Source organism: Flagellimonas pelagia (assembly GCF_003584135.1).
Classification (GTDB): Bacteria; Bacteroidota; Bacteroidia; order Flavobacteriales; family Flavobacteriaceae; genus Flagellimonas; species Flagellimonas pelagia.
In genome coordinates this window covers 44,222-61,042 of the sequence record NZ_QXFI01000008.1, presented here as the reverse complement: position 1 = coordinate 61,042, position 16,821 = coordinate 44,222, and the positions used below count along the sequence as shown (strand labels likewise).

Genomic DNA, 16,821 nt, shown 5'->3' with positions numbered 1-16,821 from the left:
TCTGTCGAATAGTTTATATATTATTTGGCAGGTTCAAGTTCCTCCTGTTTTTCGAAGGGTCTTCTACCGAAGATTTTTTCAAGATCATCCTTAAAGATAACCTCTTTCTCCAAGAGCCTTTCTGCAAGTTCGGTGAGCTTGTCCTTATTGTCGGCCAACAATTTTATGGCCCTTTGGTACTGCTCTTCGATCATCTTGGAAATTTCCTGATCTATTTTTTGCGCCGTTTCCTCACTGTAGGGTTTGGTAAATCCATATTCACTTTGCCCGGATGAATCGTAATAGGTGATGTTGCCCAATTCATCGTTAAGACCGTAAATGGTTACCATAGCCCTTGCCTGTTTGGTCACTTTTTCCAAATCGCTCAATGCACCTGTCGAGATTTTGTCGAATATTACTTTTTCTGCGGCCCTACCACCCATGGTAGCACACATTTCATCCAACATTTGCTCTGGACGAACGATCAAGCGCTCTTCAGGAAGGTACCATGCTGCTCCAAGGGACTGGCCTCTGGGAACAATAGTGACCTTTACCAATGGGGCGGCGTGCTCCAACATCCAGCTTACCGTGGCATGACCTGCCTCGTGGAAGGCAATGGTCTTTTTCTCTTCTGGAGTAATGATCTTGTTCTTTTTCTCGAGCCCCCCCACAATTCTATCCACGGCATCAAGGAAATCCTGCTTGGTCACTGCCTTTTTCTCTTTTCGGGCAGCAATCAAGGCAGCTTCGTTACAAACATTGGCAATATCAGCTCCGGAGAATCCTGGTGTTTGCTTGGCCAAAAAGTCCAAATCGAGGGTTTCTGCCGTTTTGATTGGGCGCAAGTGCACTTCAAAAATTTCTTTTCTTTCGTTCAAATCCGGAAGGTCCACATAGATTTGACGGTCAAAACGACCGGCACGCATTAAGGCTTTGTCCAGAACATCGGCACGGTTGGTAGCGGCCAATACGATTACGTTGGTATTGGTCCCGAAGCCGTCCATTTCGGTCAACAATTGGTTCAGAGTATTTTCCCTTTCATCGTTGGAACCGGTAAAGTTGTTTTTACCCCTGGCACGTCCAATGGCATCAATCTCATCAATGAAAATAATGGCAGGGGACTTGTCCTTGGCCTGTTTGAAAAGGTCACGAACCCTAGAGGCACCCACACCTACAAACATTTCAACAAAGTCTGAACCTGAAAGGGAGAAGAAAGGCACTTTGGCCTCTCCGGCCACTGCTTTGGCCAAAAGGGTTTTACCTGTTCCAGGAGGTCCTACCAAAAGGGCTCCCTTCGGAATTTTACCTCCAAGGGAAGTATATTTATCAGGGTTTTTCAGGAATTCCACAATTTCTTGCACCTCTTCCTTGGCACCTTCCAATCCGGCAACATCTTTAAAGGATGTGCGGGTATCCGTTTTTTCATCGAACAATTTGGCCTTTGACTTTCCAATGTTGAATATCTGGCCTCCGGCTCCTCCACCGGCGCCACCTGACATTCTTCGCATCAAATAGATCCAAATACCTATGATCAGCGCAAATGGCAGCAACGATAATAGAAGTTCGCCCAATACATTGGATTCCGTATCGAACTCAACAATGGTATCTAGGTTGTTTTCTTTTTTGATTTCGGTGATCTCATTCTGGAAAATCTGTAAATCCCCATAATCCAACACATATTGGGGGACCAAACCGCTGGATGGGAACAGGGGCTTCTTGGCCACGCCTTTATGCACATCCTTTTTAAGGGCCTCCTCTGTAAGGTAGACCTTTGCCTGTCTTGTATTAGTGATGATCACGATCTTGGCAATATCGCCATTGCGCAAGAATTCCTGTAATTCGGAAGTGGTGGTTTTTTCGGTACTTGAAAAACTGCTTCCACCAAAAAATTGGAAACCGATGATCAAAGCGATAACCACACCATATATCCACCACGAACTAAAACGCGGCCTCTTAGGGGGTGTATTTGAATTGTTGTCTTTTGCCATTTTGTTTTAAGAATTGTAGCTGCTCTCCACCATGGTTACTTTGGCGTCACCCCAAAGTCCCTCAATGTCGTAGAATTCCCTAATGTGTTTTTGAAATACATGCACCACAACATTTACATAGTCCATCAATACCCATTCAGCGTTTTCTGAGCCTTCAATATGCCAAGGTTTGTCGTGCAAAGCCTTGCTAACTGTTTTTTGTATAGAGGATACAATTGCGTTTACATGCGTGTTGGAAGTACCATTGCAGATGATAAAATAGTCGCAAACGGTATTTTCGATTTCCCTCAGGTCCAGTAGATTAATGTCAACTCCTTTAACGTCTTCTATCCCTTCTAAGATCAAGGCAATCAGTTCATCTGCGCTAGCTTTCGTTTTCTGCATTCAAAAATTTTAGTTTCTACAAAGTTATGTTTTTTTTGTTTTCTTAGCCTTAGTTTTTAACAAATCGATAAGGCGCACCACTTTGGGAGAACAAACTCGAATAATCAAACTTGATGCCACGGATTCCACAAATCTGTATTTGAAAGAACTTCTGCAATCCGTGAAGTTGGACGATTACACCGTAGTCGTAGCAAAGAAACAGCTCAAAGGTAGGGGACAAATGGGAACTGTTTGGCAATCTGAAGAAGGTAAAAACCTAACATTCAGTGTTTTGAAAAGTTTTGATGCATTGCATGTGAATCATCAATTTTTGTTGAACATTGGGGTTTCCATGGCCGTGTTCGATGTGCTTCATGGACTTTCCATGCCCAATGTCAGTGTAAAATGGCCCAACGACATTATGTCAGGTTCACAAAAGATTTGTGGCATTTTGATTGAAAATGTACTAAAAGGGCCATTGGTCGGCTATGCCATCATCGGTATCGGGTTGAATGTAAACCAGACCAATTTCGAAAATTTGGGGAAGGCCTCTTCCCTGAAATTGTTGACAGGGAAAACCTTTGACCTGGACGAACTGCTGCACAACATATTGATTCGACTGCAACATCATTTGAACGGCTTGGAAGCAAAAACCGTTTCCCAATTGTTGCCTTCCTATGAAAAGTTGTTGTTCCGAAAGGACAAACCATCTACATTTACAAATGCCCAAGGTGAAATGTTCATGGGATTTATAAGAAGCGTATCTCCTGCAGGAAAACTTGTCCTGGAGTTGGAAGACCAGATTTTTAAGGAATATGATCTAAAGGAGGTGACCCTGCTTTATTGACCGATTTTGTCCATGTTGGTGGACAAGGTCTCCATAAAATTGGTGATAGGGGATTTGATCATCATGGCCATCATGGCGTTGAACTGCCCTTCAAAGCTCAAACCTACCTCACTTTCATTGTCGCCCAAGGCAATAATGTCCGCGGTCAAGGTAAAAGGTAATTTATCGCTGGCAGCACCCAAGACCACTTTATCGTTCGGGTTTTGTTCCTTGAGCCTCAAAATAATTTCGGGCATTCCCTTCAATGCAAATTTGAAGGTGTTTTCATCCAATACCTCAAATTTGTCGATGTTTTCGGGCATCAACGTTTCAAAGTTTTTGATATCGGTCAAGAATTCAAATACTTCCTTGTCGCTCTTGGCAACTTTCTTTTTAGTGGCTTCTATGTGCATTGCTGATGTTTTATTTCCATTCCTGTGGATTGGATTTCCATTCCAACAGGGTTTTTAACTGTGATTCTTTGATGTAGTGTGTCTCAGAGGCTTGCTCAATTAAATGGTTGTAATCGGAGAGGGTATGGAGCTCCACGCCTTCTGCTTCAAAATTGCTGGTCGCCACTGGGAACCCGTAGGTGAAAATGGCCACCATCCCCTTTACTTTGGCATTTTGATCCTTAAGGGCACGAACGGCATTCAGGCTGCTTTTTCCCGTACTGATGAGGTCTTCGATGACCACCACACTCTGTCCAGGTTCAAAATAACCTTCTATCTGGTTTTGCCTACCGTGTGATTTTGGTTCGGGCCTTACGTAAACGAACGGAAGCCCCAACGCTTCGGCAACCAATATGCCAATGCCAATGGCACCTGTGGCAACACCGGCGATCACATCGGGTTTTCCATAGAGGTTTTCTACCTGCTTGGCCATTTCCTCCCTAACAAAATTTCGAATTTCAGGATAGGAAAGCATGATCCTGTTATCGCAATAAATTGGGGATTTCCAACCCGATGCCCATGTAAATGGATTTTCGGGTTCCAACTTAATTGCATTAATTTGTAGCAACAGCCCTGCTGTTCTTTTAGCGATTTCCTTATCTAAAACCATTGCGCAAATGTATGAAGTTTTTGTTAATGAGTCCCCACTGATTTTAACAAACGAGCGCCCGGAAAATACCAACGGAAATCTATTTTCGTTGGATGGAGATTCCATCATGGAGGCCATTCATCTGTTATCCAAAAAGAAACTGAAAAAGGCCTATCTGTACCATCCAGATGGAAATAAGATCTTAAAACTTTTTATGCATAAGATACCTGTGATCGTTGCGGGTGGCGGTTTTGTGGTGAATGAAAAAGGGAAGGTGCTCTTCATCAAAAGAAATGGCAAATGGGATTTGCCCAAGGGCAAGGTGGACAAAGGCGAGACCATTGAAAGTGCCGCCATCCGTGAAGTGGAGGAGGAGACCGGGGTCACTGGGCTCAAAATAGAACGGTTTTTGCGTACCACCTACCATGTTTTTAAACGAAACGGGGAATATTGGCTAAAACAGACCCATTGGTTTCTGATGTCCACGGACTATACGGGAAAATTGGTAGCCGAAGAGGCCGAAGGAATTGAAAAGGTGAAATGGAAAGGGCCCATCAAAACCCAAAAGGCCATCAAGAATTCCTATAAAAATATTGAAATTTTGTTCAAGGAAGTGGCTACTTAGCCAAAATACCCGAAGCCTCACTTCCTTTGGCAATCCTATAAATCGGATAGGCCAAATACGCATCCTCCAAATATTTGGAACGTTGAAAGATCCAGTCCAATTGGGCGTACCAATTGTTTGAAAAATTAGGGTCCAGATTCTTTTTGGCCTCAAAATTCAATCTTAAGATTGAGTCTTTTTGCAGCATTTCAAGGGCAATGTCTTCAAAAACATAGGGTGAAAAACCTTCTTTTTGCTGAAGCACCGTATCGAAGAAATTCCAATTGAAAAAGGAGTCCACTGCATGGGGTTCCAACGTTTCCAACAGATACCGAATGCCCGGTTGACGCGTGGGGATTACATAATCTCCTGCCCTAAAATGGATTTCCTTGGTACTTTTTTCCACCTTGGTGTTGGCATGGGGGTAATGCCCCTCGTAGGGTGAATTTCGGGTGTCGTAGTCCAGAATTTTATAAGTTTCCACGGTTAATGTAGTGTCCTTATCCAGTTTAAAATATTGGATCTTGTTGGCATCCAAGCGTTCAATGACCCTCTGCCAACTCTGTTTGATCACATAGGCATCGGGGACCGAAACAGTATCCAAGGGATAAAAATAATCTTGGTAAACGGTTTCCTTGGTGAAGGGTTTGGAACGGTCATATTTCAATCGAGGCAATCCTGTCACCTCACTAATGGGCCGATCGGCCTCAAAACCCTTAAATTGTAGGGTAGAGCTTTTGGTGGTGTCCACCGCCCAATTGAAGTAGTATTCGGCCAGATCAAGATTTTTCTCCAACGTCTCTTTTCGCAATGATTTAATGGTATCATGCTCCTTTTCCACAACATCCAAAAGACTTTCCATGATCACATAGGTACCTTCAACACGTTGGTCATAAGGTTTCAGCATGTGGGTTTCCACCATAAGCCCCAAGGTGCTCCAAAGTGTTGTATATCCCGTGGAATACCTCGGATGATCCATAAATTGGCTAAAGCCAAGTTCTGGCGGTACGTTGAATACGTTGACATAAGGAGTGATGTCCCATTCCTTGTCCTTCAATGATTTCTCAATGTCGGGCATGAAGGAATCGTGCAGGTATTCGCCCATTTTTCCGCCCAACTTGTTGTGTTGGGTAAACAAGTGCGTGAGGGTATATTGGTAATCTGCCCCATTGCTCACATGGTTGTCGATAAAAACATCGGGCTTCACCAAATGGAAGATGTCCGCAAAGGTCTTCGCATTTTTGGTATCCATTTTGATGAAATCCCGGTTTAGGTCATAGTTGAGGGCGTTACCTCTAAATCCATACTCCAAAGGCCCATTTTGGTTGGCACGTGTAGTGGAATTCCTGTTCAACGATCCACCTACGTTATAAATGGGAATGGTGACCAATACTGTTTTCTTTGGGCTTGGAATCTTTCCCGTGGCCAAATCCCTGTAGAGCATCATAGTGGCATCTATACCATCACTTTCCCCGGGATGTATGCCGTTGTTGATCAGGATGATGGTTTTGTCCTTTCTAATATTTTCAAAGTTGAAATCACCTTCCGGATTGAAGGTTACCATATGCAATGGTAGACCACTGTCGGTTTTCCCAATGGTATGAATGTTTATCTGGGGAAAATCCCGAGCCAAGGTGATATAAAAATCGATGGTCTGCTGGTAGGTGGCCGTTTCCTTTCCTCCAGATTCCTCATAAAATGTCGGGTAGGAGTTGACCGTATCCTGCTTTTCCGTTTCACAGGAGAGTAAAAGAACGAGGGCTGCAAAAAAAACTATATGTTTCAAGGTGTCGGGGTACTTTGTTAGTTATGCCAAAAGAAACTCCTTTTGGTGGCCCCAAAAATACGGAATATTATGATTATGAGGCCATATGGAACCCTTCCAAATCGGATACCTCTATCTTGAATATGGGTTTGTTCCTAAAATTGAGCTGGTGTGGGCACTTTTCCTTGAAGTCGTTCCATCTTTGGTAATCGGAAGGGTCGATGGACGAAGTGATCATGTTGATGATGATGCGTTCCTGGATATCGAGGTCGATCATTTCCTTCAAAAAATCCCAACCATCCATAATGGGCATGTTGATGTCCAGAAAAATTACTTCGGGAAGTTCATGTCCCGTGGTAATTCTGTCCTTGAGGGCGTCATAGGCCTCCTTGCCATTTTGAAAAATCTGGATGTCATCACAAATCGCAACGGGTTTCAACATTTTTTTGATGCCAAATACCGTTATGGGATCATCATCCACAATAAAAATACTACTTACTTTCTTCATTAAAATATACGTTGAAGGTAGTTCCCTTATCCACTTCGCTGTTCACGGTGATTTTTCCACCCATGGCTTCAATTTGGTTTCGTACCAGGTACAGCCCAAAACCTTTGGCGTCCTTGTTATTATGGAACGTTTTGTACATGCCAAATATTTTATCGCCATACCTTTCAAGATCGATTCCAAGTCCATTATCGGAAACCGATAAGATAACTTTTTGGTCTAATTTTTTGGTAATCAGGGTAATGACGGGGTTTCTGTTGGGATGCCGGTATTTAACGGCGTTGGTCAATAGGTTCAGGATAATGCTGTCCAAATAGGCGGGTATACTTTTGACCACAAGATTACGGTCCACTTCATTATGGATCTGTACTTGGTTCTTATCAAAGAAAGCGGTAAGACTATGCTGCACTTTTACAATGGTATCGTGAATATTGAGTTGTTCCTTCTTAAGGTTGATGTTGGTGTTGATGTCCACCACTTGGTTGAGGTTCTCCAAGGTTTCCAATAAGTTGTCTGAAGCTTGGGTCAACATGGTCACGATGTGTTCACGCTCCTTTTCATTGTCCTCGGATTTCAAAAATTGGAGTAACATGGAAAAGTTGGCCGAGTGCGATCGTAGGTTATGGGATACAATATGGGCAAAATTGATCAGCTTTTTGTTTTGGATGGAGGTAAGGTTTATCAAATTGCGCAATTGATCTTCCTTCTTTTTGATGGCCGAGATATCCATGCTGATGCCGATCAGGCCACTTACTTTACCTTCAAAATCAAATAATGGGATTTTTGAAGTTAGGAAATTGGTAGCTTGCCCGTTCTTTTTTATGCTTATGGTTTCTTTGCCGAGTATGGGTTTAAGAGTCTTGATCACTTCAAGGTCCTCTTCCCGGGAAATTTTGGCCACTTCCTCATCATAGAGGTCAAAGTCCGTTTTTCCGATAAGCTCCCTGGGGCTTTTTTCCAAATACTCGCATTCTGACTTGTTCACCAAGATTTTCTTCGAATCGAGGTCTTTCACGAAAACATTCAATGGAAGGTTATCGATCAAAGCGGTGAGCAATTGTTGGTTTTCCATGACTTTGGTCTCGGTCATGACCTGCTCGTGAATATCTTGGAAAGTGCCAAAAACCTTCACGACCTCTCCATTTTTTTCAATGGCCTTTCCAGCGGACTGTACCCAGCGTTCCTCACCTTTTTGGGTAATGATGATCAAACGCTCATTGAATGGGGCACGCTCGTGAATGGCCTTGTGGAAAATCATGGAAATCTTGTTCCTACTGTATCCGGGTTTATAAAAGTCAATGGCCTCGGTTACATTAGGTTCGTAAGACAGGGGGACTTGGTGTATTTTTTTGGTTTCGTCACACCAGTATAGCCTTTCGGTTTGGACGTCATATTCCCAGCGACCCACTTGGGCCACTTCGGATTTTGTTTTAGGATGGCATTGATCCGTTCAATTTCGAGTTCTTTTTCAACTTCTCTTGAAATATCATGGGTCTGGACAATGGATCCAATAATGTTCTCTTTTTCATCATACCAAGGGGTTAAAGTGCTTTCAAGCCAAAGACGATTATTAGCTTGTCCCAAATCGTGTCGAAAAGAGAAGGTATTGTGGTTGGATAATTTTTCCTTAAGGTCACCAACATGTTCCAATACTTTGAAAATGTTAGCCTCCATATAATTCTTGGGAGGGAGGCCAAAAAGGGCCAACCACGAATCGGATGCATCCACCAAGGAGCCATCCAAACCGACCAATGCGGTGGCTTGGGGCAACTGTCTCAGTAAATAATGCTGTTCTATTCTCTCAACTGCTTTCAAGGTACGGGGGTTTGTACAATTAAGAAATTTCTGACCAATTTATCAGTATTGGCAAATTTTACTTATTTAATGTTGTGAAAGGGGTAAAAAATGTGGTCTTTTCGGAAAAAGCCCAAGTTTACCCATTCTGTTTTGAAAGATTTAGCCTACAAATTAGCTTAAAAGGCTTTGTGAGCATGCAGTAGTACTAGCGTTTTACCACAACGGTATCGGGTACAAGACCAGTGTAATCCCCCCCGTTTCGGATGACGTCACGGACAATGGAAGAGCTGATGAACGACTTTCCGGAAGAGGTCAACAAGAAGACCGTTTCTATTTCGGAGAGCTTTCGGTTGGTATGGGCAATGGCCTTTTCAAATTCGAAATCCGCGGGATTGCGGAGCCCTCTCAAAATAAATTCCGCCCCGATCTCTTTACAAAAATCCACAGTCATTCCCTGATAGGTGACCACTTTTATTTTGGGCTCATCCTTAAAGGCTTCTTCAATGAACTTCGTCCTTTCTTCGAGGGAAAACATGTATTTTTTATCGGCATTGATCCCAATGGCGATCACCAGTTCATCAAAAAGGGTAATGCCTCTTTTGATGATGTCGTAGTGACCTAGGGTAAGGGGGTCAAAGGAACCAGGGAACAATGCACGTCTCATAAGCTAGAAAAAAGTTTGTTTAAAAATACGGTTTTCTATCGTAAGGCCTCTTCGATAGCGCTATCAAAAAGTTCTTCCAAGCTTATGCCCGCTGTTCTGGCCTGTTGGGGCAAAAGACTTTCTTCCGTCAGTCCAGGTGTAGTGTTCACTTCCAAAAGGTGTGGCACATCATCGATGAAAATAAATTCGCTACGGGTATAACCCTTCAATCCTAAGGTTTTATAAATGAATTCGGCCAGTTTCCTCACATTTTGTTCCTGCGCCTCGTTGATCCTTGCGGGAGTAATTTCTTGGGACTTACCCTGATATTTGGCCTCAAAGTCAAAAAAGTCGTTCTCGGAAATGATCTCTGTTATGGGCAGTACGGTCACTTCTCCCTTGAAGGTGATCACACCCACAGATACCTCGGTTCCTTCCAAAAAAGATTCGATGATCACTTGATCATCCTCCTTAAATGCAGACTCAATAGCAGAGTGCAATTCCTCTTTTTGATATACTTTGGAAACCCCGTAGCTGCTCCCGGCCCGATTGGCCTTTACAAAACAGGGCAGCCCGACTTTCTCCACGATTGCATCCTCATCAACCTGCTGGCCCTTGTTCAAATGATAGGATATGGCACAAGGGACCGCGTAGGGTTTAAGCGTGCTTAAAAGATCCCTTTTATTGAAGGTAAGGGCGGATTCATAATGGTTGCAGGAGGTGTGGGGAATCCCCAAAAGCTCAAAATAGGCCTGCATGAGTCCATCTTCACCAGGTGTGCCGTGGATGGCATTGAAAACACAATCAAAATGTATTTTTTGTCCATTTGGGCTGATGCTGAAATCGGCCCTGTCCACAGGAAATTCGTTATCATCCTTATCCAGATAGAACCATTTTTCTTTGGAAATAATCAAGCGGTACGCATGGTATTTGTCGGGATTCAGGTATTTGTGGACTACGTTCCCACTTTTCATGGAAATGCCGTACTCACTGGAGTAACCTCCCATGATGATGGCAATGTTCTTTTTCATCGGCTTTCAAAATATCGCAAAGCCAAAATAAAGAAAAAAGGGTTGGCTTTCCTATATTTGTCCCGATAAGGTTTACTGCATGAAAAATTTTTTGAACTTTTTGAAAAGCAAGACTTTTCTCATACAACTCGGTCTGGCCGTTGTGGCCGTTGTGGTCTTGGTAATCCTGACCATGCAATGGCTCAAGGGTACCACCAACCACGGTGAGTTTGTAGAGGTACCTGATTTTTCCAAGATGTCCGTATCGGAAATGCGAAAGGCCGTGGAAGAGGCGGGACTGCGCTATCAAGTTTTGGATTCCTCCAACTATAACCCCGATTACCCACGATTCTCCATTTTGGACCAAAACCCTCCTGCGGGAAACAAGGTAAAGGCCAACCGTAAAATTTATTTTACCGTGAATCCATCTGGGTACAAAAAGGTGAGTGTGCCTGATATCATTCAAGTGACACAGCGTAATGCAACATCCATGCTCCGTGCCGTAGGTCTTGAGGTGGAACGTGTGACCTATATTGATGAACTGGGTAAGGACATGGTTTACAACATCAAGTTCAAGGGGAAATATATAAAGCCGGGCGATAAGTTGCCCAAGACTTCAAAAATTGAGCTGATCTGTGGCAATGGTACCATTCCAGGTAGTGCCAGGGTGAAGGCGGATTCCGAATAGCCATGGATATTTCGGATCAAAACGACCTTTCGTCGGACGACCTGTTTGAGCATCACCGATTTGTGGCGTCAAAAGGGCAGGAGCCCTTGCGGGTAGATAAATTTCTGATGAATTTTATTGAAAACGCTACGCGCAACAAAATCCAACAGGCTGCCAAGCAAGGCCATATTTGGGTGAACGGTGCCATCGTAAAGCAAAACTATAAGGTAAAGGCGGGGGATGAGGTAAAGGTGCTTTTTGAACATCCTCCCTACGAATTTCTGCTGACCCCTGAGAATATTCCACTGGACATCGTTTACGAGGACGACACACTGTTGGTGGTAAACAAACCTGCAGGAATGGTGGTGCATCCCGGTCATGGCAATTATTCCGGTACACTCATTAATGCTTTAGTGTATCATTTTGAGAACCTGCCCAACAATAGTTCGAACAGGCCAGGACTCGTGCATCGAATCGATAAGGATACTTCCGGACTTTTGGTGATCGCCAAGACGGAGACGGCCATGACCCATTTGGCCCAGCAATTTTTCGAAAAAAGCAGCGAAAGGGAATATGTGGCCTTGGTTTGGGGTAATGTGGAACAGGACGAAGGTACCATTGAGGGTAACATTGGAAGACACCCAAAGAACCGATTGCAAATGACCGTTTATCCGGATGGAGAAGATGGAAAGGAAGCCATTACCCATTATAAGGTATTGGAACGTTTGGGTTATGTAACCTTGGTTTCCTGCAAGTTGGAAACCGGAAGGACCCACCAGATTCGGGTGCACATGAAATATATTGGGCATACTTTGTTCAACGATGAAAGGTACGGAGGCGACAAAATCTTGAAGGGAACCACATTTACCAAATACAAACAATTTGTGGAAAATGCCTTTAAGGAATTGCCGAGACAGGCCCTGCACGCCAAGACCTTGGGCTTTGAGCATCCTGTTACGGGAGAGTTCATGCGTTTTGATTCCGAACTGCCTGAGGATATGGTCAACTGTATTGAAAAGTGGCGCAGTTATGCCAAACATCACGAGTCATAGTTTCCATCAATCCTGGAATTGAAAACACCATTGGACATCTTTTTCTTGATTTGAAATTCCTCTTTATTTTTGACGAAAATAGAACTGAATGAAAATTGTTATATCCCCGGCCAAGTCCCTCGATTTTGAATCGACTTTACCTACCTCAGAATACAGTCAGCCAAAATTTTTGGAAGAGGCGCAAAAGCTGAATGCCGTTCTTAAAAAGAAAAAGCCAAAAGCATTGTCAAAGCTTATGTCCATTTCTGATAACCTGGCACAATTGAACTGGGAACGTAACCAACAATTTTCATTGCCTTTTAGTCCGGAAAATGCAAGACCTGCCGTGTATGCCTTCAATGGGGATGTGTACCAAGGATTGGATGCCCAATCCATTCCAGTGGAGAAACTGCAGAAGTTGCAGGATACACTTCGCATCTTGTCAGGTCTTTACGGCATATTGAAACCTTTGGACTTGATTCAACCCTACCGTTTGGAAATGGGAACTCAACTGAAGATAGGTCGCAAGAAGAACCTGCACGAATTCTGGAAGAAACAACTTACCGACCATTTGAACCAAGAACTGGAGGACGGGGAACTTTTTGTAAACTTGGCCAGTAACGAATATTTTGGAGCCGTGGACGAAAAGAAACTCAAGGTGCCGGTCATCACTCCCATTTTCAAGGACTGGAAAAACGATCAATTGAAGATCATCAGTTTCTTCGCCAAAAAGGCAAGGGGCTCCATGGTTCGGTATATCCTCGATACCGATGCCAAGACCTTGGAAGACATTAAAGGTTTTGATTATGACGGATACCTCTTCAGCCAGGAACATACCTTGAAAGCCAATGAACCGGTTTTCATTCGCTGATTCTTTGGCAAAGACAACCAGATTTATTATGTTTTAGTGTTCATTGAACCGTGTTATGATTGAAGGGCACCGGTCCTAAATTGTGATACGTTTAAATTTAATCCCAAGGTTTCACTTTAATCACGACCTTTGGGTGTACACTTATTTAAAACACAAACACCAAAAGATTCATGCAGCATTCCAGACGGTTAGAAGAATTTAAAAAGTCGGTAACCAACAAGTTCAACATATACAATAGTTTGTTTTTGAGCTTGCCTTATAAAAATGTGGAAAATGTGGGCATTTTGATTCCCCTTTTGCTCGACCAGTGCGAGAAGGGACTTAAAGCTGGCAAGGAACCACAAGAGATTTTGGAGGTGTTCTTTTCCAATTTTGTGAACATTGAGGATGAAAGGGAACGCTTGGATTTTATGTTCAGGATCATCCAGTATGTGGAACGACAGGTAGTGCTTTATGATAGTGTGGAGGATGCCGCTTTCCCAAAACTGCAAAAATACAGTAACTCGTTGACCATCAAGGATTATTTTGAATTGGTGAACAGGACTAAGAACTGGGATAAGGTATCCAAAAAACTGTCTACTTTTAGTGCCCGTATTGTACTGACGGCACACCCTACACAGTTTTATACCCCGGCCGTGTTGGACATTATCGCGGAACTTCGGTCGCTGATCGATCATGACCAGATCTATGATATTGATGTGACCTTGCAGCAATTGGGTCTTACCTCGTTGATCAATGCCAAAAAACCCACGCCATTGGATGAGGCCAAGAACATCATTTATATTCTCAGGAATACCTATTATGATGCTGTGGGTGAGCTTTATCAATATGTGAAGAGTAACATCAAGGATGAGCACTTTGCCAATTATAACATTATCAAATTGGGCTTTTGGCCCGGCGGTGACCGAGATGGCAACCCATTTGTGACTGCCGATATCACAAGGCAAGTGGCCGATGAATTGCGGCTGACGTTGATGAAATGCTACTACAATGACCTGAAAGAGTTGAGGAAGAAACTCACTTTTAAGGGCATGCAGGACGATTTGAACGAGTTGAGCGCAAAGCTCTACTTGGCCATGTTCGATGCCAAGGCACCTATCCAATACAGTGAGATCATCAACCATTTGGAGTCCGTTCGGGAAAAACTGATTTCGGACTACCATGAGCTATACTTGGATCTCTTGGATCAGTTTATCGATAAGGTCCATATTTTCAAGACCCACTTTGCCTCTTTGGACATCCGCCAAGACCACAGCAAACATAAATTGGCTGTGGAAACCATCCTGAAAAAACAAGGGGCCATCAAAGAAAGTCTGGATGAACTCAAAGAAAAGGAATTGGTGCAGTGGTTGTTGCAAAAAGAACTCAAACTGGATCCTGCAGATTATGATGAAGAAATAGTAAAGGATACCATTACCAATATCCAACAACTCAAAGCAATTCAGGAACGAAATGGAGAGGATGGATGCAACCGTTACATCATCAGCAATTCTGAAGATATCTTTTCGGTATTGTTTGTCTTTGGATTGTTCAGATGGTGCGGTTGGGACGAAAAGGAAATCACCTTCGATATCATTCCGCTTTTTGAGACCATGAAAGGAATGGAAGTTTCCGAAGAGGTAATGCAGACCTTGTTCGATATTCCTAAATATAGAAAACACCTTGAACGCCGAAACGAGACCCATACCATTATGCTCGGTTTTTCCGATGGAACCAAGGATGGAGGTTACCTTAAGGCAAACTGGTCCATCTTGAAGACCAAGGAAACCTTGAGCAAGGTGTGCAAAAAAAACGGTATAAAAGCGGTCTTTTTTGATGGCAGGGGAGGTCCACCAGCTAGGGGAGGAGGCAAGACCCATAGGTTTTATGCGGCCCAGACCAAGGATGTGGCCAACCATGAAATTCAACTGACAATTCAGGGGCAGACCATTACCAGTACGTATGGGACCAAGGAACAGTTCATCCACAATTCGGAGCAATTGCTCACCGCGGGCCTCAGCAACAATATTTATGGGAAAGAATTGGTAATGACATCCGCCCAACGGAAATTGATGGAGGAACTTTCGGATTTGAGCTTTGATAAGTACGATGCCCTAAAACAACATGAAAAGTTCATCCCATATTTGGAACACCGAAGTACCTTAAAATATTATACCAAGGCCAATATTGGAAGTAGGCCTGGGAAAAGGGGAAATAAAGCCAAGCTGACCCTTTCCGACCTTCGGGCCATCTCTTTTGTGGGATCTTGGAGCCAGTTGAAGCAGAATGTGCCGGGATATTTTGGATTGGGATCGGCCATCCAAAAACTGAAAGAGGAAGGCAGATTGAACGAGGTGAAAAAATTATATCGAGAGGTTCCCTTCTTCAAGGCATTGATGCTCAATAGTATGATGTCCTTGGCCAAAACCAACTTTGATTTGACCAGTTATATGAAGGAGGATCCCGAGTATGGTGAGTTTTGGGACATTCTGCATGATGAGTTCGAGTTGTCCAAAAAAATGCTGTTACAAATTTCTGGACTGAAGATTTTGATGGAAGACGAAGAGGTTTCGAGGGAATCGGTGAAGATCAGGGAGAAAATTGTATTGCCTCTTTTGGTGATTCAACAGAATGCCTTGTACCACATCACCCAGAAGTCGGAATATTTGGATCTGTACGAAAAAATAGTGACGAGATCCCTTTACGGAAACATCAACGCCAGTAGAAATTCCGCCTAGCGAAGAAAATCTTGGAATCCAAAGTTTTTCAGCACATACATCCCTATGAACCGTTTCTGTTCCCAGAAGCTACCAAACTTATCGTGGGTACCCTGCCGCCGCCCCGTTTTACGACAGGGGAGTTGAAAAAAGAGGATGTTGATTTCTGTTATGGGAGCTGTAATGGTATGCTCTGGCCTATTTTGGACCGAATCTTTGATCTGGGGTTAAAATATGAGACCACGGCCGAGGCCATAGCACAACGTGAACAATTTCTTTTGAAACATAGGATAGGGGTCTGTGATATTGTGCAGAGTGCAGAACGCACCAAGATTGATGCTTCTGATTTGGGAATGCAGAATGTTGAGCTTCGTGATTTAATTGGTTATTTGCAGCAATATCAAAATATCGATACCCTTTTGTTCACAGGAGGAAATAGCAAAAATGGACCAGAATATTTTTTTCGGAAACAGTTGAAGGAACACAACATAAAATTGGATGTGGTATCCGATGAAGTACCCCGAATCCATCAATTTAAATTGCCTGTCACTTCGAGCCAAGTAGTTGGGTATAGAATAGTAAAAACGGTTTCCCTTACGGCTCCTTCAGGAGCTGCCAACCGTGCCGTCGGCAGTTTGCAGGCATATAAGGATTTGAAAGATATAAATCCAAACTTTAGCACTTTTGATTTTAGGGTGATACAGTATCGCGAATTTTTCAAATAACACTGTGTTTAGTAGCCTTAGGAAAGATTTAAAATTTGTTTAAGGCAATTTTAAGACGGTTGCTGCGTATATATAACAATCACGAAACCTAAAAATCAAGAAAATGAAATCAATCCATAAGATTATCGGAGTTATTTGTGTTGTAATGCTTTTGGCTTCCTGTTCGGCCAATTACCATGCAAATAAAAATGGCATTCCGCCAGGTCAGGCCAAAAAAATAACAGGGGACCAGAGCGCCAAAGCTTATGCTCCCGGTCAGCAAAAGAATAAAAATAAGAACTGAGTTGTCAGTTTAAGAATTATAAAAAGC

At 43.2% G+C, this 16,821-nt stretch carries 18 protein-coding genes; 8 read left to right on the top strand and 10 right to left on the bottom strand.

Annotation, left to right across the window (positions count from 1 at the left end; translation table 11 throughout):
- Positions 1–20: 20 nt before the first annotated feature.
- Both ftsH and rsfS read right to left on the bottom strand, forming a co-directional pair.
- Positions 21–1,967: an ATP-dependent zinc metalloprotease FtsH gene (gene ftsH / locus D2V05_RS01230; protein WP_119645790.1), complete on the bottom strand. Its 1,947-nt coding sequence runs from the start codon at positions 1,965–1,967 to the stop codon at positions 21–23.
- A gap of 6 nt (positions 1,968–1,973) precedes the next feature.
- Positions 1,974–2,351 (bottom strand): ribosome silencing factor, encoded by a 378-nt coding sequence (rsfS, locus tag D2V05_RS01225; RefSeq protein ID WP_119642004.1) that lies wholly within the window; start codon positions 2,349–2,351, stop codon positions 1,974–1,976.
- Positions 2,352–2,490: 139 nt separating this feature from the next.
- Here rsfS and D2V05_RS01220 point away from each other — a divergent pair, with 139 nt between their 5' ends.
- Positions 2,491–3,177 carry a biotin--[acetyl-CoA-carboxylase] ligase gene (locus D2V05_RS01220; RefSeq protein ID WP_235855356.1) on the top strand — a complete coding sequence of 229 codons (687 nt, stop codon included), beginning with the start codon at positions 2,491–2,493 and terminating at the stop codon, positions 3,175–3,177.
- On the opposite strand, the gene D2V05_RS01215 is transcribed toward D2V05_RS01220, so the two are convergent.
- Both D2V05_RS01215 and pyrE read right to left on the bottom strand, forming a co-directional pair.
- Positions 3,171–3,569, bottom strand: a complete 399-nt coding sequence (locus D2V05_RS01215) for an SRPBCC family protein (RefSeq protein WP_119645788.1) — start codon at positions 3,567–3,569, stop codon at positions 3,171–3,173. The two genes, D2V05_RS01220 and D2V05_RS01215, sit on opposite strands and share 7 nt — an antisense overlap.
- Positions 3,570–3,579: 10 nt before the next feature.
- A complete protein-coding gene (gene pyrE, locus D2V05_RS01210) occupies positions 3,580–4,218 on the bottom strand; it encodes an orotate phosphoribosyltransferase (RefSeq protein WP_119645787.1) in 639 nt (212 codons plus the stop codon).
- 7 nt (positions 4,219–4,225) lie between these two features.
- Between pyrE and D2V05_RS01205 the strand changes: the two genes are divergently transcribed.
- Complete coding sequence (locus D2V05_RS01205) at positions 4,226–4,822, top strand: NUDIX hydrolase (protein WP_119645786.1); 597 nt, start codon at positions 4,226–4,228, stop codon at positions 4,820–4,822.
- Here D2V05_RS01205 and D2V05_RS01200 read toward each other — a convergent pair.
- The 6 genes from D2V05_RS01200 to D2V05_RS01175 all read right to left on the bottom strand — a co-directional run bounded on the left by D2V05_RS01200 (position 4,815) and on the right by D2V05_RS01175 (position 10,542).
- The gene (locus D2V05_RS01200) at positions 4,815–6,587 is read right to left on the bottom strand and encodes a M14 family metallopeptidase (protein WP_119645785.1); all 1,773 of its coding nucleotides are present in this window, start codon (positions 6,585–6,587) and stop codon (positions 4,815–4,817) included. The genes D2V05_RS01205 and D2V05_RS01200 overlap by 8 nt on opposite strands.
- 73 nt (positions 6,588–6,660) lie before the next feature.
- Positions 6,661–7,074, bottom strand: coding sequence for a response regulator (locus tag D2V05_RS01195; RefSeq protein ID WP_119645784.1), 414 nt, complete (start codon positions 7,072–7,074; stop codon positions 6,661–6,663).
- Entirely contained in the window at positions 7,058–8,479 is a 1,422-nt protein-coding gene (locus D2V05_RS01190; protein ID WP_417935664.1) for a sensor histidine kinase, read from the bottom strand. Before D2V05_RS01190 ends, D2V05_RS01195 begins: the two co-directional genes overlap by 17 nt.
- Entirely contained in the window at positions 8,380–8,886 is a 507-nt protein-coding gene (locus D2V05_RS01185; RefSeq protein WP_183114764.1) for a PAS domain-containing protein, read from the bottom strand. The genes D2V05_RS01190 and D2V05_RS01185 overlap by 100 nt, the downstream gene beginning before the upstream one ends.
- A gap of 187 nt (positions 8,887–9,073) precedes the next feature.
- On the bottom strand, positions 9,074–9,532 hold the full coding sequence (gene coaD / locus D2V05_RS01180; protein WP_119645781.1) for a pantetheine-phosphate adenylyltransferase: 459 nt from the start codon (positions 9,530–9,532) through the stop codon (positions 9,074–9,076).
- Between the two features lie 35 nt (positions 9,533–9,567).
- Positions 9,568–10,542, bottom strand: a complete 975-nt coding sequence (locus D2V05_RS01175; RefSeq protein ID WP_119645780.1) for a D-alanine--D-alanine ligase — start codon at positions 10,540–10,542, stop codon at positions 9,568–9,570.
- A 79-nt stretch (positions 10,543–10,621) separates the two neighbouring features.
- Here D2V05_RS01175 and D2V05_RS01170 point away from each other — a divergent pair, with 79 nt between their 5' ends.
- From D2V05_RS01170 to D2V05_RS01145, 6 genes are all read left to right on the top strand, one after another.
- On the top strand, positions 10,622–11,209 hold the full coding sequence (locus D2V05_RS01170) for a PASTA domain-containing protein (RefSeq protein ID WP_119642014.1): 588 nt from the start codon (positions 10,622–10,624) through the stop codon (positions 11,207–11,209).
- 2 nt (positions 11,210–11,211) lie between these two features.
- Positions 11,212–12,240: an RluA family pseudouridine synthase gene (locus D2V05_RS01165; RefSeq protein WP_119645779.1), complete on the top strand. Its 1,029-nt coding sequence runs from the start codon at positions 11,212–11,214 to the stop codon at positions 12,238–12,240.
- Positions 12,241–12,328: 88 nt separating this feature from the next.
- Positions 12,329–13,090, top strand: a complete 762-nt coding sequence (gene yaaA / locus D2V05_RS01160) for a peroxide stress protein YaaA (protein ID WP_119645778.1) — start codon at positions 12,329–12,331, stop codon at positions 13,088–13,090.
- Positions 13,091–13,260: 170 nt separating this feature from the next.
- Positions 13,261–15,807: a phosphoenolpyruvate carboxylase gene (locus D2V05_RS01155; protein WP_119645777.1), complete on the top strand. Its 2,547-nt coding sequence runs from the start codon at positions 13,261–13,263 to the stop codon at positions 15,805–15,807.
- An 11-nt stretch (positions 15,808–15,818) separates the two neighbouring features.
- Positions 15,819–16,511, top strand: a complete 693-nt coding sequence (locus tag D2V05_RS01150) for a uracil-DNA glycosylase family protein (protein ID WP_119645776.1) — start codon at positions 15,819–15,821, stop codon at positions 16,509–16,511.
- 103 nt (positions 16,512–16,614) lie between these two features.
- The gene (locus D2V05_RS01145; RefSeq protein WP_119645775.1) at positions 16,615–16,794 is read left to right on the top strand and encodes a quinol oxidase subunit 4; all 180 of its coding nucleotides are present in this window, start codon (positions 16,615–16,617) and stop codon (positions 16,792–16,794) included.
- Positions 16,795–16,821: the final 27 nt, after the last annotated feature.